Source organism: Paenibacillus sp. YIM B09110 (assembly GCF_037167145.1).
In the GTDB taxonomy this organism is placed as follows: Bacteria; Bacillota; Bacilli; order Paenibacillales; family Paenibacillaceae; genus Pristimantibacillus.
On record NZ_JBANSP010000040.1, the window covers coordinates 23,066 to 44,802 of the forward strand.

Consider the following 21,737-nt stretch of genomic DNA (forward strand, 5'->3'; position numbering starts at 1 on the left):
TTATGAACCAGGGAGGCAGCTTTAGCCTGGCGAAACGTTAAGTCTTTTTATTTTAGACGTAATACCAAGTATTCGGGTATGAATAATATTTAAACCGTCTGAGGAGGGAACACATATGGCTACCGACATTCTCGTTGTCCAGCAATTGAATAAGACGTTCAAAGCGCCGGCAGGCGATGTTATTGCACTGAATCAAATCGAGCTGAAGGTGAAGCAAGGCGAATTCATAACCATCATCGGTCCGAGCGGCTGCGGCAAAAGCACATTGCTCAAGATCGTCGCAGGGCTGGACACTCACTATGACGGCACGGTACTGCTGAACGGGAAACGGATTGACGGGCCGAGCATTGAGAAAGGGGTTATTTTTCAAGAGCCGCGATTGTTCCCTTGGCTCACGGTTGAGAAAAACATCGCCGCCAACCTATCGCTGAAGAAGCCGGAAGTGAGGAAGCGGGTTGACGAGCTGATCGAGCTGGTGAGGCTCAAAGGGTTCGAGAAATCGTATCCGCGAGAGCTGTCCGGCGGGATGGCGCAGCGGGTAGCGATCGCAAGAGCGCTGCTTCGCAATCCGGATGTGCTGCTGCTGGATGAGCCGTTCGGCGCGCTCGACGCTTTCACAAGGTCGCATATGCAAGAAGTTCTGCTCGATATATGGCAGAAGAACCGGACGACCATGTTGTTCGTAACGCATGATCTGGACGAAGCGGTATTCCTCGGGGAGAGGGTCGTCATTATGAATCCGCGGCCGGGCCATATTCGCAGCATACTGCCGATTGATCTGCCGTTCCCGCGGAAGCGGACAGGAATCTCCTTTCAAGAGCTTCGGACAAAGGTGCTCAGTGAGTTCGAAAAGGTCGAAGGGCCGGAGATTGATGTAGGCGCAGGCATTTAATTTAATGCGATGAAGGTTCAAACCAATAAACCAATACACAGAAAGTTAAGGGAGAGAGATCAATTATGAAAAGATTGCAATGGTTAACGGCAGTAATAATCGTGGTAGCGGTGTTCCTTAGCGGCTGCGCCGCGAACAATGGCGGGAAATCCGAAAACGGCGGCAACAAATACGAGGGCTTGACCGTTCAGATCGGATATCAAGGCAGCGGCGGACTATTCGGCAAGATCATAGAAGAGAAATGGTTCGAGCAAGAATTCGATAAGCTGGGCGTTAAGGTTGAATATGCGGAGTTCCAAAGCGGTCCTCCGATGACGGAAGCGATGGCTTCGAACCGACTTGATTTTGCAGGCCTCGGCAATATGCCGATTATCGCGGCGCAAGCGGCGAACATCAAGTTCAAAGTTATTTCGCAGGCGCTGGAAGGCAAGAACAACGTGGCAATCATCGTGCCGAAGGATAGCGATATTCAAACGATTGAAGATTTGAAAGGCAAAAAAGTAACGGTAGCAAAGGGAAGCAACGCCTACAACTTCCTTTATCGCGGCTTGGAAGAAGCGGGACTTAAAGCTTCCGATCTGGAAATTATCCAATTGCAGCCGGATGAAGCGCAACCGGCGTTCGAGACTGGCAAGGTTGACGCTTGGGCAACTTGGGATCCGAACATTACGCTCAATACGCTAACGGACAAAGCGCGCGTGCTGACTGACGGCGAGCAGCTTGGCGTCTTGTCTCCTTCTTTCAATATCGTAAGAGAGCAGTTCGCGAAGGACTATCCGGAGCTTGTTACGCTTTATCTGCAAGTGCTGAACAAAGCATTGGCTTGGGAAAATGACAACTGGGACGAAGCGTTGAAACGTTATGCGGATGAACGCAAAGTGCCGGAGGCGCTTATCGAGGGCATCTTCAAGCGCTCCAAGACGATCAGCATTCCGGTAACCGACGACATTATTGCCGAGCAGCAGAAAACGGCGGACTTCCAATATTCGATCAAGTCGATTCGCAACGAGATTAAAGTAGCTGATGTATTCGACAACAGCTTCATTGAAGAAGCATTGAAATCGCCGCTGAAGTAAGCGGGCAAGCATACAGGGAAAGGAGGCGTAAGTCATGGCTCAAGCAAGTACGGAGAAGTTGGCGGCGCCATCCATTGCAGCAAACAAGAGCAAATCGAAGAGACGGCCTAGCAGCCGTCTCCAGATTCAAACGTTTAATCTGTTCCTAGGCATTCTGGTACCGGTCATCATTCTCGTCATTTGGCAGAGTGCCGGGATGATGGGCAAGCTCAATCCGACGCTGCTTCCGACGCCGGGCCAGATTATAGAGGAGTTCGTTAACCTGACGGCATCAGGCGAGCTGTTCATTCATCTGCGCATTTCGTTCTGGCGAGCCTTGCTTGGTTTCTTGCTTGGCGGAGCGATCGGCTTGGCAGCAGGCTTATGGGTGGGCTTCTCGTATCGGACGGAACGGCTTATCGATCCATCGTTGCAAATGCTGCGCACGCTGCCTCATTTGGCGCTCGCACCGCTGTTCATTCTATGGTTCGGCTTCGGCGAAGCTTCGAAAATATTGCTTATCGCCAAAGGCGCCTTCTTCCCGCTGTACGTCAATACATTTCTTGGTATCCGCTCGGTTGACGGCAAGCTGTTCGACGTTGCCCGCGTGCTGCAATTCAGCCGCTGGCAGTTGATTACGAAGCTGGTGCTGCCGGCGTCGCTGCCGAATATTTTCCTAGGCATAAGGCTGTCGATCGGGGTAGCTTGGCTGGGACTCGTCGTTGCGGAAATGATGGGCTCGAGCTCAGGTATCGGCTTCCTCATTAACGATGCTAGATATTTCTCGATTACAACGGTTGTATTCGTGGGCATAATCGTCTTCGCGGCTGTGGGCAAAATAACGGACTCGCTGGTGAAGCTGCTGGAGAAACGGCTGCTGCGCTGGCAGGACAGCTACAAAGGGGGCGGCAATCATGGCTGAGCAGGTTGTGGCTAACAAGGCAAAGCCTGCGAATCAGGCAGAGGAACGCCGCGATTGGTTGGACTTTTTTCCGAAATGGACGCATGCATGGTTAGTGCCCATTGTCATCGTAGCGGTGTGGCAATTAGTGAGCGGATTGGAGCTGCTGCCTAGAACGATGCTGCCATCGCCTGTTCTTATCGGGAAAAGCTTCATCGATCTATGCGTCAGCGGAGAGCTGTTCGAGCATCTCGGCATAAGCGCTTATCGCGCTGGATTAGGCTTCCTGCTGGGCGGCGGGCTTGGGCTGCTGCTCGGACTGTCGGCTGGGCTTGGCAAAGTCGTCGAGAAGACGCTGGATCCTTCGCTGCAAATGTTGCGGACCGTACCGCTATTGTCAGTCATTCCGTTGTTCATCCTATGGTTCGGAATCGGCGAGTTCTCGAAGGTGCTGCTCATTGGACTTGGGGCGTTTTTCCCGGTGTATGTAAACACATTTCTAGGCATTCGCAGCACGGAAACGAAGCTGTACGAGGTGACGCGGATTCTTCAATACACGAAGCTGCAGCAAATAACGAAGCTTATTATCCCTACAGCGCTGCCGAATATTTTGCTAGGCGTGCGATTATCGCTGGGGGTGTCTTGGCTGCTGCTCGTCGTTGCCGAAATGATGGGAACGAGCGCTGGCATTGGCTATATGATTCAGGACGCAAGAGCGTATTCGCAAACGGAGATTGTGTTCGTAGGCATTATTATATTCGCGGTTTTCGGCAAGCTGTCGGATTCGGCCATACGGCTATTGGAGAAAAAGTGGCTGCGCTGGCGCGATACGTATAAAGGTTAAGCTGGATATTAGGTCCAGTAAAGCAGAAGAGACGAGAAGGGCAGGGAACAACTATGGGAACGAGAAAAGAGCAGCTTCATCTCGGAGCATTCATCTACTATACCGGGCATCACCATGCGGGCTGGCGTCATCCGGACTCCGGCGTGGAAGGCATGTTCGACATTAACTTTTATCGCAAGCTGGCGCAGACGGCTGAACGCGGCAAGTTCGATATGATGTTTTTTGCGGATCTGCTGTTTGTCGCGGGCGTTGATGAAGCGGTGGCGGGCATGCTGGAGCCGATCACGCTGCTGTCTGCGCTGTCGGCGGCAACGGAGAAAATCGGCCTGACGGCAACGGTATCCACGACATACAACGTGCCGTACAACGTGGCGCGCAAGATCTCAACGCTTGATCATATTAGCGGCGGGCGCGCGGGCTGGAATATTGTCACGTCGCAGCAGGATATCGAGGCGCTCAACTACGGCATAGATAAGCACCCCGAGCATGGCCTTCGATACGAGATGGCACGCGAATTCGTTGATGCAGTCACTCGCTTATGGGATAGCTGGGAGGACGATGCGTTAGTGCTCGACCGCGAGTCGGGACAGTTCGCGGACGGATCGAAGGTGCGGACGGTGGACTTCGTGGGCAAATGGTACAAAACGCGCGGGCCGCTTAATGTACCTCGGTCACCGCAAGGTTATCCGGTTCTAATCCAGGCCGGCTCGTCCGGACCGGGACAGGATTTCGCGGCAAGCACAGGCGAGGTCATCTTCACGGCGCAACAATCGCTGGAAGCGGCCAAAACGTTCTACGAGAGCGTGAACAGCAAGCTGGCGGATTATGGCAGGGAACGCGGCAGCATGAAAATCATGCCGGGCCTGTCGCCGATTCTCGGCGCGACCGTGGAAGAAGCGCAAGCTCGTTACCGCCAGCTGCAGGAGCTGATTCCTCGCTCGGCGATTACCGGCTTCCTGTCGGCATTCCTTGGCATCGATCTAAGCGGTTACTCGCTTGACGATCAATTGCCGGACATTCCGGATCCGGTAGAGAAGTCGAACGGCATGAAGAGCCGCGTCCAGCTTATTATGGATATGGCGCGCAGCGAGCAGCTGTCGATGCTGGAGCTTGGCAGACGGATACTTGGCGCGAGGGGACATATGCAATTCGTCGGAACGCCCGAGCAGTTAGCCGATCTCATGGAGCATTGGTTCGATGAGTACGGTTGCGACGGATTCAACATTATGCCTCCGGTGCTGCCGGGCGGACTCGACGACTTCGTTGATCAAGTGGTCCCGATCCTGCAGCAGCGCGGCCTGTTCCGCGAAGAATACACCGGCAGCACGCTGCGCGAGCATCTAGGGCTGGAGCGTCCCGGCATCGGACATTTCCGCAACAAGTGGGCATCGGTGCAAGGAGCAGCAACCGATGCGAGCGCGAATGGCAGTCTAGTCGGCAGCAGCAACGATGCAGCGATAGCAGGCCAGTGATCCAGTCTCACTATTTAATGAGGCTAAACTCACTGAATTAGGCCGGATAAGAGCCCTTAATAGAAATAATGAAGAAAACCTCACTCGCCATGAATCTAGATTCATGAGGAGTGAGGTTTTCTTCATTCATGTTAGGCTAGTATCTTCCTACCGGCTCCTCCCACCAGCCGAACGACACAACGGCAGGGGCGGAGCGGTGCATCGGTCCGGTCAGCGTGAACAGCAGCGATTGGCCTGGGCCGAAGATCCAGCGGCCGTCCTTCTCGCTCGTAATACTCGAGTAGCCCGGTATGACCCGGGTGGAGACGGGGACGGCGCCGAGTGCCTTAGGATCGAGCTCGCTGCCGAATTGCACCTGACCGCAAGGCGCCGGTCTCGGATGTATCGTTAGATTCGTTGCCGATACTTCATGCGACATCATGCCGCGAGTAGGCAGGCCATTGCAGAAGCAGATTTGCGAGACGAGAGGCTCATGGGACAAATTGCTAATGACGTATGCGTCAAAAAATAGATTAACGCCGGAATGAGGCGGGTTGACGAGCGCAGCCCAGACGCGGTTGGAATCCGTCGGCTGAAGCTGATCCGTCTCCCCCATGAAATACTTTCCGTGCAATGACTTGATGAACGGATTGGTGATATCGACCACGTTCGGCGGGCCAAAGGAATACATTGCTGCACCGTCCTTCCAGATTCGCTTCTATTCCACCATATGATTGGAATCTTGGAACATGCCTATAACGAAGCGTCTGAGGAACGATGAAGAATAATTAACGGTATGAAATTATATTCGTTATTCTACTTTTTTCGGAGCATCGAACGTCATGCCCTTCGTATCCACCGTAACCTTTTTCATGGAAAGAGGATCCAGCGGCTTGTCGCTGCCATCGCGCTCTTGGGCAACGATCTCATCGACGACATCAAGGCCTTCGATGACTTTGCCGAAGGATGCATACTGTTCATCAAGCGAAGTAGCATCCTCATGCATGATGAAGAACTGCGAGCCCGCCGAGTTTGGATCGCCTGTCCGGGCCATGGAAATAACGCCGCGCGTATGCTTCAGCTTGTTCTCGAAGCCGTTGGACGTGAATTCGCCGGCAATGCTGTAGCCTGGACCGCCAGTGCCTGCGCCGTCGGGATCTCCGCCTTGAATCATGAAGCCTGGAATGACACGGTGGAAAATAACGCCGTCATAGAATCCGCTTTGCGCAAGCGAGATGAAGTTGTTGACTGTATTCGGAGCGACCTCTGGATAGAGCTCCACTTTGATGACCTTGTCATTGCTCATCTCTATTGTAACGACTGGATGCTTGTCCGATCCAAGCAGCTCTGGACCTTCTTCCTGCGGCGGTTCGGTGGCCGCAGCGTTCTCGTTGTTGCCCGAGCCTTGGGTGTTGCCTCCGTTATTTTCCTTGCTTGCTCCGCAGCCTGTCGTTACGACTAGCATAACGGCGAGTATGACGAGCAGCCCTGCAAATAATCTTTTATTCAACAGCATGTATACGCATCCCCTTTGTATATGATCCACTTTGTATAATAGCATATCGATTGATTTGAATGCGAGTGGGTGGGAGAGAAGGGTCAAAAAGGTGAATTGGATTCGGCAGGATATCATTTGCAAAATGGGGGTCTCGATGGTATGATTTACTTAAATACGTAATTACGTATTTAAGTAAAAAGGAGGCGCGATATCAACAATGACTAGACGATATGACGAGGAAATAGACGCACTGAAGGTTCAAATGAATGAATTGGAACGGCTTGTCAAGCAAGCGCTATACGCACAACCGAATGCCGGCTTGCGTGGAGAGCAGGGTGCAGCTAGCAAGCTTCAAGCTTCCGCATTCACCGAAGAGGAGCAATTAGGAAGCATCCATTATTCCGGTCAAGTCAGCGCCGGCAACGGCAGCTTCAGATGGGAGCCGCAGGAGAGGCGTGTCGGCAGGCTGCTCGAGGTGGATAGCGACAGAGCTGCTAAAGTATTGTCTGCACTGGGGCATAAGCAGCGGCTTGATATTCTGAAGACCGTCCTGCAGCAACCGCTCACGGGAGCGGAGCTAGTCGAACGATTGAACATGGGAACGACGGGGCAGCTCTATCATCATATTAAGGCGCTGCTTGGAGCAGATTTGCTCGTGCAGGAAGAGCGAGGAGGCAAATATTCGTTATCCGGCCATCGGGCGTTGCCGCTGCTATTGCTGCTTGCTTCGGCATCGGATTTAATCGATACGACGAACTATATGGAACTAGAGGAAGCGCGCAACCATGCTGGCGACTATTTTGGAGGGCCGTCGGAACAATATGATCCGCATATGCTGCTGGAAGCCGTTGTCGAAAATACGATTATGGAGCATCGGGCAGGGTACTGCAGTGAAGTGCACTTGTTTCTCCATCGCGATGGAAGCCTGACCGTTGCTGACAACGGCAGAGGTATCCCTGTTCAAGCGTTGCCGCATTCGAATAACCCCGGTGTGCAAGCTGTGTTAACCGAAATCAATCGATATATCGAAAGGGCGGAGATTAAGGTACCGGGTGCGGAGAAGGGGATTAGCATACCGATCGTTAACGCGCTTTCACAGAAGCTCTCGGTAGAGATTCGGCGAGACGGCAGCATCTATCGGCAGGATTACAAGCATGGCATTCCGCAATCCGGTCTGTTAACGGTGGGAGCAACGAAGGAGACGGGAACGAGTGTAACATTTTTGCCGGACCGCGATATTTTTCGCAGGAGCATAGAGCTTGGGACGATCGAGCAATATGCGCGGCAAGTAGAGGAAGCTTATCCGAGCTTAGCGGTACATGTGCAACACGAAGTCGGCAACAAGCAGTGAATGATGCGCCTGCCTGCCGCTTAAGACGGAGGGTTGACCTTCTCGTAAGGGAAAGCTTTACGATGGATTCGTAGTGCTAATCGAATACGGAAGGATGATTACTGTTATGCCGGATCATGAATCGATCTATAGGAAGGAAGCGGCGCGTTACGACGCGTTGATTACGAAGCAGCCTGCTTTGCAGGCATGCATCCACGAGATTAAGCCTTATGCCGGACTGGATATTGTTGATGTTGGAGCGGGTACGGGCAGACTCGCTGCGGTGCTGGCGGGAGAGGCTCGGTCTATCGTGGCAACGGACGCCTCCGAAGCGATGCTCTCTATTGCGGCGGATAAGCTTGCGGCAGCAGGGCATGCGAATTGGCGGACGGTAGCCGCTGATATGAGGAAGCTGCCGCTTGCGGAAGGGAGCGCCGATCTCATCGTGGCGGGCTGGAGCATTTGCTACTTAGGATCTAGCAATAATCCGAGCTGGGAGCACGATGTGGATGCGGTCATGAAGGAGCTTAGGCGGGTGCTGCGGCCGGGAGGGGCGATTGTTATTTTCGAGACGATGGGAACGGGATTTGAACAGCCGAACCCGCCGGATTTTCTGCTGAGTTATTATTCTGCATTGACGAAGAAGTACGGGTTTTCGCATAAGTGGATTCGTTTGGATTACGAGTTCGAAAGCGCGGAGCAGGCAGAGGAGCTGACTGATTTCTTTTTCGGAGAAGATAGGGAGAGGGCAGATGGGTTTGGCAGCGAAGCGGCTCATGTGCCGGAATGCGCGGGGGTTTGGTGGCTATATACGTAGTAGAGAGGAAGGATGGAGAGCGCGCTTAGATGAGGCGCTGCTCCTGCGTGCAGGTTAGCGAATAACGAACTTCGACACTTCGCTAATCTCGTGCATTTCGTCAATCGTCAGCTTGAAGCGCAGCGTCTTGACGTTCTGCTCGGCGTGCAACGCTTTGGATGCGCCGGGAATTGCGAACACGGTATCGCCATTGGAATGAATTAGCCAATTGAGCGCGATTTGCGCGACGGTGGCATCATAGTGGGAAGCGATCTGACGCATCGTATCGATAAGCGGCTTCGAGCGCTGCAGTCCGTAAGGACGGAAGGATGCGCCGAATCTGCGAGGGCCATGAATTGATCTGACCAGCTGTGGATTGTCATGGAATTTGCCGGTTAGAATGCCTTGCTTGAGCGGCGAAAAAGCGATAATAGCGGCGTTCAGCTCCTTCGCCGTATCCAGAATGCCGTTATTCTCAATGTCACGGTCAAGCAAGCTGAATCTCACTTGATTGGAAGCAAGCCGCATGCCATGACCGCGCAGAACACGGTCGGCTTCAACCATCTGCTTAGCGCTGAAGTTGCTGACGCCAATATGCTCGATCATGCCGGCTTCCGCAAGCTTTATCATCTCGCCCATCTCGCTGCTTACGCTGGAGAAGGAGAGCGGCTTATGAATCTGATATAAGTGGATCTTCCGACCCTCGAGAGCGTTCATACGAACGTTGATTGTCCGTCCGATATTGGTTGCGGTACGAAGGACCGGCCACCATTTCGTTGCGATATGGCTATGAGCGCCTGCAGGCAGCGCCTCGCGCAAAGCCCGGGCAAGCTGTTGCTCCGACTGCCCGTTGCCATAGATTTCGGCGGTGTCGAACCAGTTGATACCGCCTTCATAGCTGATTCTGACGATGTCGTTGATTGTGATCGGATCAAGAGCGGGCCAGAACTTGCCGAACAAGCCATTCCCATTGCTGAGCTGCCAGCAGCCGAGCCCGATAGGAGATAACTTCATAGAAGTATTGCCAAATCGTCGATAGGTGGATTGAGGCATGGCAGCAGTCTCCTTTTGTGACAAATTGCAATCGTTCTATAGAACAGGTTAGGATTTACCGGTGATTTGTTGAATTTTGCCCAGAAGCTCATTCATCTGTTGCAGGAGCGAGTGCGCCTCTTCCGGCGAGCTGTCTAGCTGGCAGTAAAGCTGAGGAGGGACTTCATAAGCTTTGTTCTTCAAAGCTTGCCCTGCTTCCGTAAGCGTGACGAGGACGCTGCGTTCATCTTCGCGATCGCGGGTGCGCGTCAGTAGGCCGGCTGCTTCGAGCTTCTTCAGCAACGGCGTAAGTGTGCCCGAATCCAGGTATAATCGATGGCCGAGCGCGCTTACCGATACATGATCTTGCTCCCACAGGGCAAGCATGGTGACGTATTGTGTATAAGTTAATCCGAGCTCATCGAGAATAGGGCGGTACAGCTTCGTTATTTCCCGTGAACAGGCATAGATGGAGAAGCAGATTTGGTTATCAAGCTTTATCGTATCGTCGATATTCATAAGTACCTCCAAAGATATAGGCATGTTGGTAAATAAAATGCCCCTTCACATTGATGATTATCCAATTAAATTGTATTAAATAAAATATAGTTCACACAGCTGTAGGCTGTCAACATTGGCATTAGGCGGGGGAACGCCGCTTTAGCGCATTATTAACGGTAGTTTTTCCAGCTAATACCCGGATGTTCGTAATTTCTGTTGAATGAGCTGGACAAATTCCCGTTATTCCGGATAGGGGGTTAGTTGTTCGCAAACCATTGCCATCTTCTCGGTCTCGTCGTACTAAGTGAAACTTCATTGTGATCGTTAGCTGTTTATGCTATAGTTACAGCGTTTATTTGAAGTTGAATGGAGGAGTAGAGAAATGGCGCATACCGCAGATGATGTGGCGGAATGGATGTTGAATGAAGTGAAATCGGCAGGTATCTTGCATCAAGAAGCCGCAGTCCAATATATTAAAAGCCATTTTGGCGAATCATTCATTTATGTGAACGACAACGGCAACGAGTCGATCGACAAAGAGGTGAAGAAGGCGTTCCGCAAGCTCCACCGCGGCAAAGCGGCATGGGAACGGGACGGCTTCTTCTGGGGCTGGAGCTAGAGTGTAAACCATAAAAAAGGCCTCCGATTTCACGATATGATTATCGTGTGATCCGAGGGCCTTTTTTTAGTTACCTATTAAATGACTAACGTGCCCCCACCTACCGCCGCGTGATGGAATAGGTATAGAAAGTATACCTATTCCGCGAAGTCCAGCTAGTTTGAGAGAAATAGAGATAGAAAGTATATCTATTTCATTTAAAAGTTACCTTACTGTGCCCCCACCTACCGCCGCGTGATGGAATAGGTATAGAAAGTATACCTATTCCGCGAAGTCCAGCTAGTTTGGGAGAAATAGAGATAGAAAGTATATCTATTAATATGAAGAATTAGGAATGAAGCAGCGTCCCGGCTAAAGCTACTCCAGCTTTACGCCGAATCCAAGCGCTTCCGCCCGTCGCACCATATAGGCGGCAACGGTCATATCGAAAGAAGCCATACCCATTGGGCAGAACAAGACCGGTTCGTCATCGTCCCAAGCGGCTAATGCCTCACGGCATACAACGTCGGCGAGCGAATGCGTCTGTTCCTTCACAAGACCGCACTCCTTATGCAGCAGCTCGATGTCGGTATTCTCGCGGCATACCTCGCTCCAGTCGTCGACAATGACTGCCTTCACCTTGCCGATGGCGTCCGTCTTGAAGTCGCGCAGCGACACGTCCAGCAGCAGTGTTCCCGGAGCAGGAGGCACATCAATGTAGCGATTGCTGCTTACGGTACAGGTGATGACGACGTCGGATTCGGCGTATAGCTGCTGCCAAGTGGCTGCAGCAAGCGTCTTGCCGCAAAGGGCGGGGTGGATGTCATCGAGCTTCGGTTCTCTAATGTCGTAGACGAGCGCGGAGTCGATGAGATCGCCGTACAGATCGGCGCACATATCGAAATGCAACTGGCCGATCGGACCCCATCCGATAATGCCTACCTTCATGCGCCGACCCGGATGAGCCTTCAGATAATGGCGAATGACGAGACCGCTTACTGCGGCCGTTCGCGCGGCGCTCGCCAGCGGTGCGTTAAGGATGGCATACGGCACCCCGCTGGCCGCATTGTTCAGGACGGTCACGCTATGCGCGCGAGGCAGTCCGAGGTGAATGTTGCCGGGAAAGCTGGCGATCCACTTTAGGCCGGCCGCTTGCACGTCGCCGCCGATATAAGCAGGCATTGCGATAATGCGGTTGGCCGGATCGTTGTAGCGCAAATAAGGCTTCAAGGGTTGGGCAAAATCGCCTTGGTCCATAACGGTGACGGCATGTTCTACGCTATTCACAAGCTCATTCCATTGCAGGCCAACCATACGTAGATGACTATCATTCAAATATAACACGAGCATTATCCTTTCAACGGTGAATTAGCAGTGCCGAATTGCCGTTCGATCCAGGCATCGGAGTAGACGGTATCCAAGTAGCGCTCGCCGCGATCATGAAGGATAACGGCGCAGACGGAGCCGCTTGGAATCTGATCGTAGAGACGCGTCATAGCCGCAATGACGGCACCGGAGGACGGACCGGCAAGAATGGACTCTTTCTGTACGAGCGTTCTGCAGCTGGCTGCCATTTCACGTTCTGGTATATTCATAGAAATGTCCATAAAGGAGGACTGGCCGAAGGGAGGGACGATGCCTGCACCGAGACCGGGGAAGACGCGCGGACCTTTGGCGCCTCCGAATATGACGCTGCCTTCGGCATCCACGGCTACGAGCTTCGTGCCAGGCGAGTGCTTGCGCGCATACATGGAGCATCCAAGCATTGTGCCGCAGGTGCTGACGCCTCCGACAACATAGTCGACTGTACCAAGCTCATTTACGATCTCGCGCATCGTGCCTTCATAATGAGCGCCGTAGTTGTTCTCGTTCGCATATTGGTTCGGCCAATAGCTCCCCGGTATACGGGTAAGCAACTCTTGCACCCGCTGCAACCTTGCCGGCAAATATTCGCCAGTCGCTTCATCGGGCTTCGCCACGAATTCAATCTCCGCACCGTATGCTTTCATAATCTTGATGTTCTGTTCGGATGTTTTTGGGTCGATAACGCATATGAATTTCATTCCGAAATAGGAGCAAATGGACGCGAGACTGATTGCCATATTGCCTGAGCTGGATTCAATGACGACCGATCCCGGGCCGATTCGTCCGTCCTTGATCGCTTGATTGATAATTCGTGCCGCTGGCCGATCCTTGGAGCTGCCGTTCGGATTCATCAGCTCTAGCTTGGCGTATACTCGTATGCCGCGCCGCTCTTCGAATAGTTTGGACAGCCGCACGAGCGGCGTTTCTCCAATAACGGCCAATATATTGTCATTCACCACAATGGTCCACCTCTCACGAATAAATCTTTTTCGCCTTTACCGCCCCGCGTTCCAACTGCTCGTTATCCGTTGCTTTCGTTACGACGATCCCGCTTAATATTCGGTTCTGAATCATCTCGCCAATCTCGGGAATTTTCACCTCAATAGCCTGCTGAATGGTTTCTATCATTGCCTCATCCAGCGATCTGCTCTTAATATGAACGGCAAGCTTATTGCCGCTAATGCGCACCCGCAGCTCCGCGTCATGCACGTAGCGGTTAACGACCTCTTCAATGTCGTAAAGGCTAATCTTCTCGCCATGCTTCAGCTCCGAACCGATTCGCTTGGAGATGCACCTGAAGGTTTGCCTCGGTACCCCGTTTACTATATGAGTCTCGAAATCTCTCACGACGTCATAAGTGACGAATCGAATAGCAGGAAACATAGAACGAACGAATGAAGTCAGCACAAGTACGCCTTCATTCTCCTGGAGCGGAGCGAAGCTCGAATCAATCTGTTCAGCCGGCAGCGCTTCGGCGAATAACCCTTCTGATAAAACGTATTTGCCAAGCTCATGCGAGTAGGCGGCGATAGCTCCGATCTCGATGGAGCCGTAAGTGTCGAGAATATCGCTCCGCTGAATGCCGAAGCGTTCCGCCATATTGGCTTGCCATTCCAAGGTTGCGATCTCGCCTACAACGATTATTTTTTTGATGCCAAATGCGGACGGTGAGGGAGCGGCTGCGGCGATGCCATCCAGAATAGAAGGCATAGTATAGAGAAGGTCGGGCTTGAAGGTGTCCAGACGGGCAATGTGCTCTTCGATGGGAGAAGAGAAGGACAAGGAATCAGCTACGAAACCCATCTTCTCGAAAATAGTGACGGCCGTGCTGGCCGCATGCCCAGTACCCATATCGGCAAGCGCTTTGCGTACACCCGTTAGATCGCTGCCCAGCCATTCTTGGAAAGAAGTCATCTTGGCCTCGATATAGCGCTCATCATCCGACTCCGAATAATAGATGGACTTCCGCTTGCCTGATGATGTTCCGGACGTCCGATAAACGGATAAGCCGGGTTCCGTTCTGCTGGGTGTTGCATAATACCCCTGTTCAAGCACTTCGGATGTAACAAGAGGCAGTTCTGCAACATTCTGCACAGAAGGTTGGAGTCCCAACTGCGCGAGCCATTCGGCGTACCAGGGATGAAGCTTGCCTATCAGCTCAACTTGCTGCTGAATCGGCATTGCTAGAGTCATAGGTATGAACCTCCTATCGCATAAATTCAAAGCTGAATTACTAAAGCATATGTTCGCGAAGACAGCTCGGTTCTGTTTATGACGATAGCGGCCTAGGGCTATTTTTTGACTAGTTTAATATTGTAACAAGAGACTGAAAATAACGGAGGGATTGCGTGGACGTGTATGTGAACAAGGCGGCAACGGTTCGAAAAGCTGGCAGTATGGAGGATGGACCAAAGGCCGAGGTTTCTATTAACAGCTACTCTAAGTACCGGAGATTGCATTCGGGGCCAAAGAAGAAATTAAAAGCAGCGAAGAGGAAACGGGGATTATCGACAGGAAGGCTCAAGTCTTCTCATAAGTCATCCAAGTACGCCCAACCGGCTCGCAGCAGATATGCGGCGCCTCCGAAGCGGAAGGTGTTAAAACCAGCCGTAAAGGTGAGATCGTCTAAGGATAAATGGGTAAAGACGAAGGTGCTGCTCCGCAATGGAGAGCTAAGAAATCATATCCCGGCGACAAAGCTGTTCGGCAAGCAATCCTTGTATGGAATGCTGCGAAAATTCGGTATGGTATACGTGAAGCCGACGGGCGGTCAAATGGGCATCGGCGTTATGCGCGTGGAAGCGTATCGAGGCAAGTTTACGTATCAGCACGGGTTTCGGAAGGCATCGTTCGGCAGTTATGAGGCGCTCTATCACGCTCTTGTCAGGGAGACGAGGGGGAAGACTTATATCGTGCAAAAAGGGATTAACCTGCTTAAGCATAAAGGCAGGCCGTTCGATATTCGCTTAATGGTGCAGAAGTCGCCGTTTGGCGGCTGGGAAGCAACAGGTACGCTCGGAAGGGTGGCGCATCCGCGCAAAATCGTAACAAACGGCAGCCAGGGAGGTTCGATCTACCCGACTGCGCGTCTGTTGAAGAAATATTCCGATGCGGGCTACCGCAACCGATTGATTCGGCATATGGACTATATTGGGCTGGTTACAGCGAAGCAAATGCGTGCTGCCTATCCGGGGCTGCGCGTGATCGGGCTTGACCTCGCTCTTGATAAGCATATGAAGCCATGGATACTGGAAGTGAATACAGCGCCGGATCCTTGTCCGTTCACGCTGCTGCCGGATAAGGCGATGCTGCGCAGAATTATCCGCTACGCGAGGGCGTACGGCCGCACCTATGCGTTGAATTGCGGCAAGGCTAGGCGCGGCGTATAAGTGTAAATAACAGTAGTGCGCGCCCCTTAATCGGAATGGACGATAGATTCCATTGAGAAGGCAGTGCGGAATCGAAGGCTCTCGACCGGGTCGCGCAAGTCCCGGCCGGTGAGCCTTTCGCATTTTTCGAGGCGATAGGTGACGGTGTTGCGGTGAACGAATAGCTGCTTGGCAGTCTCGGCCAGCTGGCAATGCGTCTCGTAGAACGTGCTTAGTGTCTTCAGAAGATCGCTTCGTTCCTTGCCTTCAATATGGAGCAAATCCTTGAACGTATCCTCGTAATATTCTTTCAGCTCTTCCTTCGGGATCATTCGAAGCAGGTTATTGAAGTTTTTGGCGCGGTAATGCTGGACGAACTGTCGCTTGCGTGCATCATAGCCGGTCTGCAGCGCTTCCACTGCCTCCTTGTAGGACAACGGAATGTCTGCGAGCTGAGAGACGGGGTTGCCTACGCCCATTGATATCGGAATGCCGTGCAACAGGTGCAGGCTATCGATGACTTGCCGCATTTGCTCGAGAAACTTGCTTACCTTGCCTGCCTTCACGTCGATACTTCGCTGCAGGGCGATCAATACGCAGAAATAATCGTTTTTGGTGAACAGTACGAATCGTTGATCGAGCTTGGAAAACTCGTTCTTAAGCACATTGTAATGGCGGTCGCGTTCGGAGATGAATCTGCCGTCTGATTCGAGCGTGCTCGAAGCGCCTGCAGTATCGTAGGACGTATCCCTTTTGACAACGATACTGACGTAGTAGGGATGATTCATCAGTCTATAATACTTGATGCGATGGGTAAGCTCTTGCTCCGAGGAAATGAGGCCATCCACGAAGTCGGAGAAAAACTCATTCTTGTAACGACGCGACCGCTCCTTCACTGCTTGCCGTTTCATGAGCTCAAGTCCAATCACGTTAGCTGCTTGCTCCATCGCATGCTTGGACAAGTTGTAGTGCGCATGGCTTTGGTCCATGCTTGCAACGACGTAGCCTTCGAGCTGGTAGGTCATAATCGGATGAAACACGGACGCCGCGATTGTAAAAGGCGTTTGCGGGAGCTGCGCTCCAGGTTCGATAGAGGAGCCGATTCGCTCTTGCAGGCTTGGAAGCAAGTTGCGGTATTGCTGCTCAGAAATGCCGCTGGAGCTGCATAATAGCTTAGCTTCCGAATCAATCAGCATAACGGGGGAGCTGATGAGTAGGGAGAGCTCCTCAATGATGTCATGCGTCGACTTGCCCTGCATGATCATTTGAGAAAATTGCTTATGCGTTGTCAGTGCGTAGTTCAGCTCGTCCGTTCGTTTCTCTAGAATATGACTGAGCGAGTGGCTCGAAATATCGCCAAGCGATTGCTCGAGCGACAGTTCGATGACTGGAAATTGCAGCTCGTTAGCTCTCTTAATGACTTCCGGCGGCACCTCGCGGAAAAATCGTTTGGTCTTAATAGCAAGACCGGCGCAACCGACATTAGCCATATTCGTAACGAGCGAGAGGAGAGCATCGGGATGATCCTTCATCGCGTAGCCAGTCGTCAGAAGCAACTCCTGAGGCTTCAAATAATGAATAATGTCGGGCGCGTCCATGATGGTGATCGATTGAACGGTGTTGCTTATTCCTTCGCGGCCTGCTACGACCACGGCATTCGCATAAACGGGAAGCGATATTAAATCTTTGAGCAGCATGGTTAAACCACCCTCTATGAAATATATGTTAGATAATATGACACGAATATATCATTTATACGACGCTATGTAAATGCGGGATTGTTCATTCTATTCAATGATTGGCGTTGATTTTTGGTCAGTGTACACAATGACATTTTTTTTTGCAGCGTTTATGATGAGTTTATCTATCTTAAAATGATGTCATGTAAGTTGACGGGAGAACTATTTTGGCTCGAATAATGAGTTGCCGCGAGTCGGCATAGAAATACATGGAGAGGGCGGGGTGGATGCATTGGCAGACAGAGGGAAGCTGGATTTGTTAATCAAAAATAGTTCCGTCGTGCTGAAGGATGAGGTTCGCATTCTTGATATTGGCGTGAAGGATGGACTTATCGTTCAGCTTGGCCATGACATTGACGCGCCGGCACTTGAAACAATCGATGCATCGGGCCTTACGGTGATGGCGGGCATGATCGATGCTCATGTGCATCTGAATGAGCCGGGGCTGGGCGCATGGGAAGGCTTTGAGAGCGGCTCGGCTGCGCTTGCAGCCGGCGGCGTCACTACCTATATCGATATGCCGCTGAACGGGGTGCCTCCTACGGTGACGGTCGCCGCTATGAAGATGAAGCTGGATGCGGCGTATGAACGATCCTATGTGGATTATGCGTTATGGGGAGGCCTTGTTCCAGGCAAGCTGCATGAGTTGAAGCCGTTAAGCGACGCTGGTGTAGTTGGTTATAAAGCGTTCATGTCGGCGCCTGGGGGAGAAGGGGAAGATATCTTCCGCGAGGTTGACGACTATACGTTGCTTGAAGGAATGAAAATCATAAAGAGCTTGAACAAAGTGCTTGCGCTGCATGCCGAGAGTGAGCCGATCGTCTCGAGGCTCGCTGACGCAGCGCGGTCGGAAGGCCGACTTGGTGCTGCTGATTACGTCGCCACGCGTCCGATTGTGGCCGAGCTTGAGGCAATCAATCGAGCTTTATTCTATGCCGAGCAGACGGGTTGCGCCTTGCACTTTGTGCATATAAGCAGTGAGGCGGGGGTTCGAACCATTCGTGAAGCGCGCGAACGCGGCATGGACGTAACGGTGGAAACTTGTCCGCATTACTTAGCGTTTACCTCAGCGGCAATGGTGGAGAAAGGCGCGGTCGCCAAGTGTGCGCCTCCAATGCGGGACAACGAGGAGCGGGAGCGTCTGTGGCAAGCGGTAAGGGAAGGTCGAATCGATCTGATTGCATCCGACCATTCGCCATGCCCGACTTCGATGAAGGAAGCGGACAATTTCTTCGATGCTTGGGGAGGGATTGCCGGAGCGCAAAGCTCGGTCGCTTTCTTCGTAGGCGAGGGTCATGTGAAACGCGGTATTCCGCTTACTGAAATTAGCCGAATAATATCCGGCGAGCCTGCGAAGCGATTTGGCCTGTATCCTGCTAAGGGAGAGATCAGATTAGGCTCGGATGCCGATCTTATTTTAATAGACTTGAACACAACCTATGTACTGCAGAAAGAGCAGCTTTATCATCGTCATAAGCATAGCCCTTATATTGGCGAGACCTTTCATTGCGGGATTGCGTCCGTGTATAGCAGAGGGCGTAAGGTTTATGATTCGGAGACGGGACTTGGCAGCGAGAAGCGGGGAACTTTTATTCGATAGTCCATGATGGTTCTAATTGCAGCGGTGCTTTGAAAGGGGGAGCGGCCATGGGACAAGGAATTGCAGCACGCCCGCAAGAGAAGGAAGAACTGCTCGCAATGTTCGAAGAGCAAATTGTAGAAGTGCTGGAGTGGTTGGCCGCATTCAGTCCAGACGAGGCGGGCGGCGTTACCCGTCTGCTGTATAGCGATACGTGGCTGAGTACGCAGCATGCGCTGGCTGAGCGGATGAAGAGCTACGGTTTCGTGACGGAGTTCGACGAGGTTGGCAATCTATTCGGCAAGCTGCCGGGTGAACATACGGAGGCCTCGTCCATATTGACGGGCTCACATATTGATACGGTCGTGCAAGGCGGCAAGTATGACGGCGCATACGGCATTGCGGCAAGCTTGCTGGCGCTGCGCTACTTGCATGACCGGTACGGCAAGCCGAAGCGGACGATGGAGGTCGTTGCGTTATGCGAGGAGGAAGGCAGCCGTTTTCCGATGGCTTACTGGGGGTCTGGCAGTATAGCAGGCAAAAGGGACTTTGAGCAGGTTGCCCATTTACAGGATATAGATGAGGTTTCGTTCGTGGATGCGATGGAGAAGTGCGGCTTCGGGAGAGGCTCTGGCCGGAGCAGTCGTCGTCACGATATCGGAGCGTTCATTGAGGTTCATATTGAGCAAGGAGCGGTGCTTGAGACGGAGAAAGTAGCTGTTGGCGTTGTTGACGCGATAGCGGGTCAGAGACGAATGAAATTCGAGGTGACCGGCGAATCGAATCATGCCGGCACGACCCCGATGCATATGCGAAGAGATGCGCTGGAAGGTGTCAGCGCGATGATTCTGGAGCTGCGTCGCGAAGCGACCCGGCAAGGTGCGCCGCTGGTGGCGACGGTAGGGCGGCTGAATGTATTGCCGAACGTGCCAAATGTCGTTCCCGGCAAAGTGATGTTCACGGTGGATGCCAGGCATGCGGACGAGGCGGCGTTGGGCCTATTTTGCAAGTGGGTCATGGAGACGTTCAAGCGACTCGCCGATGAAAGACAGCTTGAGATTAGCGGGATGGAATGGTTTTGCGAGAAGCCTGTCCCAATGGATGCAGGTATTATACGTCATTTGGACGAAATAAGCCGAGAGCTTAGCATTTCTTCGAAGCGGATGGTAAGCGGAGCGGGGCATGACGCCCAAATGTTCGAGCATATCTGCCCTACTGGAATGCTGTTCGTTCCAAGCCGCGGCGGCATCTCGCATTCGCCGCTTGAATATACAGCGCCAAGCGAGCTGGCCGTTGGCGTGCTGGTACTGACGGAGTTGTTGTACAGATTGGGGTATGGGGAGGAAGCGTTATGAAGGTATACAAAGATTTGTCGCCATCGCCGCGTACGATAATGACGCCGGGGCCGGTAGAGGTTGATCCGCGCGTGCTGCGGGCGATGTCGTATCCGATATTAGGGCAATTCGATCCTGAGTTCACTTCGATAATGAATGAAACGATGGAAATGCTGCGGAAGCTGTTCGTTACTGAAAACGAATGGGCATTTCCGGTGGATGGCACGTCGCGTTCCGGTATTGAAGCGGTTCTCGTTAGCTTAATCGAGCCGGGAGATAAGGTGCTTGTGCCAATCTATGGCCGGTTCGGACATCTGTTGACGGAGATTGCCGAGCGTTGCGGCGCCGAAGTTGTGACTATCGAGAAGGAGTGGGGCTTCGTCTTCGATACGGAGGAGCTTGTCGAGGCAATACGGACGCATCGGCCTAGGCTTGTTGCGATCGTTCACGGCGAGACGTCAACTGGGCGGATGCAGTCGCTTGAAGGCATTGGACAAGTGTGCCGCGAGCTCGATGCTTTGCTTGTCGTCGACGCGGTAGCCACGATAGGCGGCGTGGCGCTGGAGACGGACCGATTGTTGCTTGACGCGGTTATCGGCGGCACGCAGAAATGTTTATCCGTGCCGGCTGGCATGGCGCCGATCACGTACAACAGCCGCGCGGCGGCGAAGATCGCCAGGCGCAAGAAGATCGAGCGCGGCCTGCTGACGGGCAGCGAGGAGGAGTCACTGCTGCGCCCGGTACAGAGCAATTACTTCGACCTCAGTATGCTCCAGGATTATTGGAGCTCGGCTCGGTTGAACCATCATACGGAAGCGACATCGATGCTGTATGCGCTGCGAGAAGGACTGCGGCTTGTGCTGGAGGAAGGCTTGGAGCCGCGTTATGCGCGGCATAAGGCGCATGAAGCGGCGCTTGTCGCCGGAATTGAGGCGATGGGACTCTCGCTGTATGGCGACCCTGGCTGCAAAATGCCGGTCGTCACCTGCGTCGAAATTCCGGAAGGAATCGATGGCGAAGCGGTCAGAAGTACGCTGCTGCAGGATTTCGGCATCGAGATTGCAAGCTCCTTCGGCGTGCTGAAGGGTAAAATATGGCGCATTGGCACGATGGGCTACAGCTGCAGCAAACGCAATGTGCTGCTCACGCTCGGCGCGCTCGAAGCAGCGCTGTTGCGCCAAGGTCACAAGCTGGAAGCTGGCCGCGCCGTGCAAGCGGCATTGAATGCATATGCTTGACGTAGACTGACTGCAGCTCGATTGTTGAGCTAGGTGGTCGCGCATGAAACATGCCGGTGGATGGCTATGTTGGATTATTGCGGTAACTATAGGCGGTTTTGTGTGCTGATGGGGGCTATGATGGATATTCTCCAAGGCCCCCTAATTAAACTGGAGTCTCCCTATCCAAATAAATTAAAATAAGGACAAGGGAGATGATTCGGTATGGGTGGTAAG

Annotated in this window: 20 protein-coding genes; 12 read left to right on the top strand and 8 right to left on the bottom strand. The window is 52.7% G+C overall.

Going from position 1 to position 21,737, the window contains the following annotated elements; all coding sequences use genetic code 11:
• The first annotated feature begins 115 nt into the window (after positions 1-115).
• The 5 genes from V8F51_RS29890 to V8F51_RS29910 all read left to right on the top strand — a co-directional run bounded on the left by V8F51_RS29890 (position 116) and on the right by V8F51_RS29910 (position 5,164).
• Entirely contained in the window at positions 116-892 is a 777-nt protein-coding gene (locus tag V8F51_RS29890) for an ABC transporter ATP-binding protein (protein WP_337104160.1), read from the top strand.
• A gap of 65 nt (positions 893-957) precedes the next feature.
• Complete coding sequence (locus tag V8F51_RS29895; protein WP_337104161.1) at positions 958-1,968, top strand: aliphatic sulfonate ABC transporter substrate-binding protein; 1,011 nt, start codon at positions 958-960, stop codon at positions 1,966-1,968.
• A 34-nt stretch (positions 1,969-2,002) separates the two neighbouring features.
• The gene (locus V8F51_RS29900; protein WP_337104162.1) at positions 2,003-2,869 is read left to right on the top strand and encodes an ABC transporter permease; all 867 of its coding nucleotides are present in this window, start codon (positions 2,003-2,005) and stop codon (positions 2,867-2,869) included.
• Entirely contained in the window at positions 2,862-3,692 is an 831-nt protein-coding gene (locus V8F51_RS29905; protein ID WP_337104163.1) for an ABC transporter permease, read from the top strand. The genes V8F51_RS29900 and V8F51_RS29905 overlap by 8 nt, the downstream gene beginning before the upstream one ends.
• Before the next feature lie 53 nt (positions 3,693-3,745).
• The gene (locus tag V8F51_RS29910; protein WP_337104164.1) at positions 3,746-5,164 is read left to right on the top strand and encodes an LLM class flavin-dependent oxidoreductase; all 1,419 of its coding nucleotides are present in this window, start codon (positions 3,746-3,748) and stop codon (positions 5,162-5,164) included.
• 136 nt (positions 5,165-5,300) lie between these two features.
• On the opposite strand, the gene V8F51_RS29915 is transcribed toward V8F51_RS29910, so the two are convergent.
• Together V8F51_RS29915 and V8F51_RS29920 are read right to left on the bottom strand one after the other, a co-directional pair.
• Complete coding sequence (locus V8F51_RS29915) at positions 5,301-5,834, bottom strand: DUF6143 family protein (protein ID WP_337104165.1); 534 nt, start codon at positions 5,832-5,834, stop codon at positions 5,301-5,303.
• Positions 5,835-5,954: 120 nt separating this feature from the next.
• Entirely contained in the window at positions 5,955-6,659 is a 705-nt protein-coding gene (locus V8F51_RS29920; protein WP_337104166.1) for a peptidylprolyl isomerase, read from the bottom strand.
• Between the two features lie 199 nt (positions 6,660-6,858).
• On the opposite strand from V8F51_RS29920, the gene V8F51_RS29925 reads away from it, so the two are divergent.
• Together V8F51_RS29925 and V8F51_RS29930 are read left to right on the top strand one after the other, a co-directional pair.
• Positions 6,859-7,992, top strand: a complete 1,134-nt coding sequence (locus tag V8F51_RS29925) for an ATP-binding protein (protein WP_337104167.1) — start codon at positions 6,859-6,861, stop codon at positions 7,990-7,992.
• 94 nt (positions 7,993-8,086) lie between these two features.
• Positions 8,087-8,788, top strand: coding sequence for a class I SAM-dependent methyltransferase (locus V8F51_RS29930; RefSeq protein WP_442956513.1), 702 nt, complete (start codon positions 8,087-8,089; stop codon positions 8,786-8,788).
• A gap of 54 nt (positions 8,789-8,842) precedes the next feature.
• On the opposite strand, the gene V8F51_RS29935 is transcribed toward V8F51_RS29930, so the two are convergent.
• Both V8F51_RS29935 and V8F51_RS29940 read right to left on the bottom strand, forming a co-directional pair.
• Positions 8,843-9,820, bottom strand: coding sequence for an aldo/keto reductase (locus tag V8F51_RS29935; protein ID WP_337104168.1), 978 nt, complete (start codon positions 9,818-9,820; stop codon positions 8,843-8,845).
• 48 nt (positions 9,821-9,868) lie between these two features.
• Entirely contained in the window at positions 9,869-10,318 is a 450-nt protein-coding gene (locus V8F51_RS29940) for a MarR family winged helix-turn-helix transcriptional regulator (protein WP_337104169.1), read from the bottom strand.
• A 364-nt stretch (positions 10,319-10,682) separates the two neighbouring features.
• Between V8F51_RS29940 and V8F51_RS29945 the strand changes: the two genes are divergently transcribed.
• Positions 10,683-10,919, top strand: a complete 237-nt coding sequence (locus tag V8F51_RS29945; protein ID WP_337104170.1) for a DUF6953 family protein — start codon at positions 10,683-10,685, stop codon at positions 10,917-10,919.
• A 357-nt stretch (positions 10,920-11,276) separates the two neighbouring features.
• Here V8F51_RS29945 and V8F51_RS29950 read toward each other — a convergent pair whose 3' ends face one another.
• Genes V8F51_RS29950 through V8F51_RS29960 form a run of 3 tightly spaced genes read right to left on the bottom strand, consistent with a single transcriptional unit; the run spans position 11,277 to position 14,456 of the window.
• Positions 11,277-12,242: a 2,3-diaminopropionate biosynthesis protein SbnB gene (locus V8F51_RS29950; protein ID WP_337104179.1), complete on the bottom strand. Its 966-nt coding sequence runs from the start codon at positions 12,240-12,242 to the stop codon at positions 11,277-11,279.
• Between the two features lie 5 nt (positions 12,243-12,247).
• The gene (gene sbnA / locus V8F51_RS29955) at positions 12,248-13,219 is read right to left on the bottom strand and encodes a 2,3-diaminopropionate biosynthesis protein SbnA (protein ID WP_337104171.1); all 972 of its coding nucleotides are present in this window, start codon (positions 13,217-13,219) and stop codon (positions 12,248-12,250) included.
• Between the two features lie 16 nt (positions 13,220-13,235).
• A complete protein-coding gene (locus V8F51_RS29960) occupies positions 13,236-14,456 on the bottom strand; it encodes a hypothetical protein (protein WP_337104172.1) in 1,221 nt (406 codons plus the stop codon).
• Between the two features lie 155 nt (positions 14,457-14,611).
• Here V8F51_RS29960 and V8F51_RS29965 point away from each other — a divergent pair, with 155 nt between their 5' ends.
• On the top strand, positions 14,612-15,652 hold the full coding sequence (locus V8F51_RS29965; protein WP_337104173.1) for a YheC/YheD family protein: 1,041 nt from the start codon (positions 14,612-14,614) through the stop codon (positions 15,650-15,652).
• A gap of 26 nt (positions 15,653-15,678) precedes the next feature.
• Here the strand turns inward: V8F51_RS29965 and V8F51_RS29970 are convergent, their stop codons facing one another.
• Positions 15,679-17,328: a PucR family transcriptional regulator gene (locus V8F51_RS29970; protein WP_337104174.1), complete on the bottom strand. Its 1,650-nt coding sequence runs from the start codon at positions 17,326-17,328 to the stop codon at positions 15,679-15,681.
• A 265-nt stretch (positions 17,329-17,593) separates the two neighbouring features.
• Here V8F51_RS29970 and V8F51_RS29975 point away from each other — a divergent pair, with 265 nt between their 5' ends.
• From V8F51_RS29975 to V8F51_RS29985, 3 genes are read left to right on the top strand one after another with little or no spacing between them, the layout of a single operon-like run.
• On the top strand, positions 17,594-18,970 hold the full coding sequence (locus V8F51_RS29975) for an allantoinase (protein ID WP_337104175.1): 1,377 nt from the start codon (positions 17,594-17,596) through the stop codon (positions 18,968-18,970).
• A gap of 47 nt (positions 18,971-19,017) precedes the next feature.
• Positions 19,018-20,304: an allantoate deiminase gene (gene allC / locus V8F51_RS29980; RefSeq protein WP_337104176.1), complete on the top strand. Its 1,287-nt coding sequence runs from the start codon at positions 19,018-19,020 to the stop codon at positions 20,302-20,304.
• Positions 20,301-21,521, top strand: coding sequence for a pyridoxal-phosphate-dependent aminotransferase family protein (locus V8F51_RS29985; protein WP_337104177.1), 1,221 nt, complete (start codon positions 20,301-20,303; stop codon positions 21,519-21,521). Before allC ends, V8F51_RS29985 begins: the two co-directional genes overlap by 4 nt.
• The last annotated feature ends 216 nt before the right edge of the window (positions 21,522-21,737 follow it).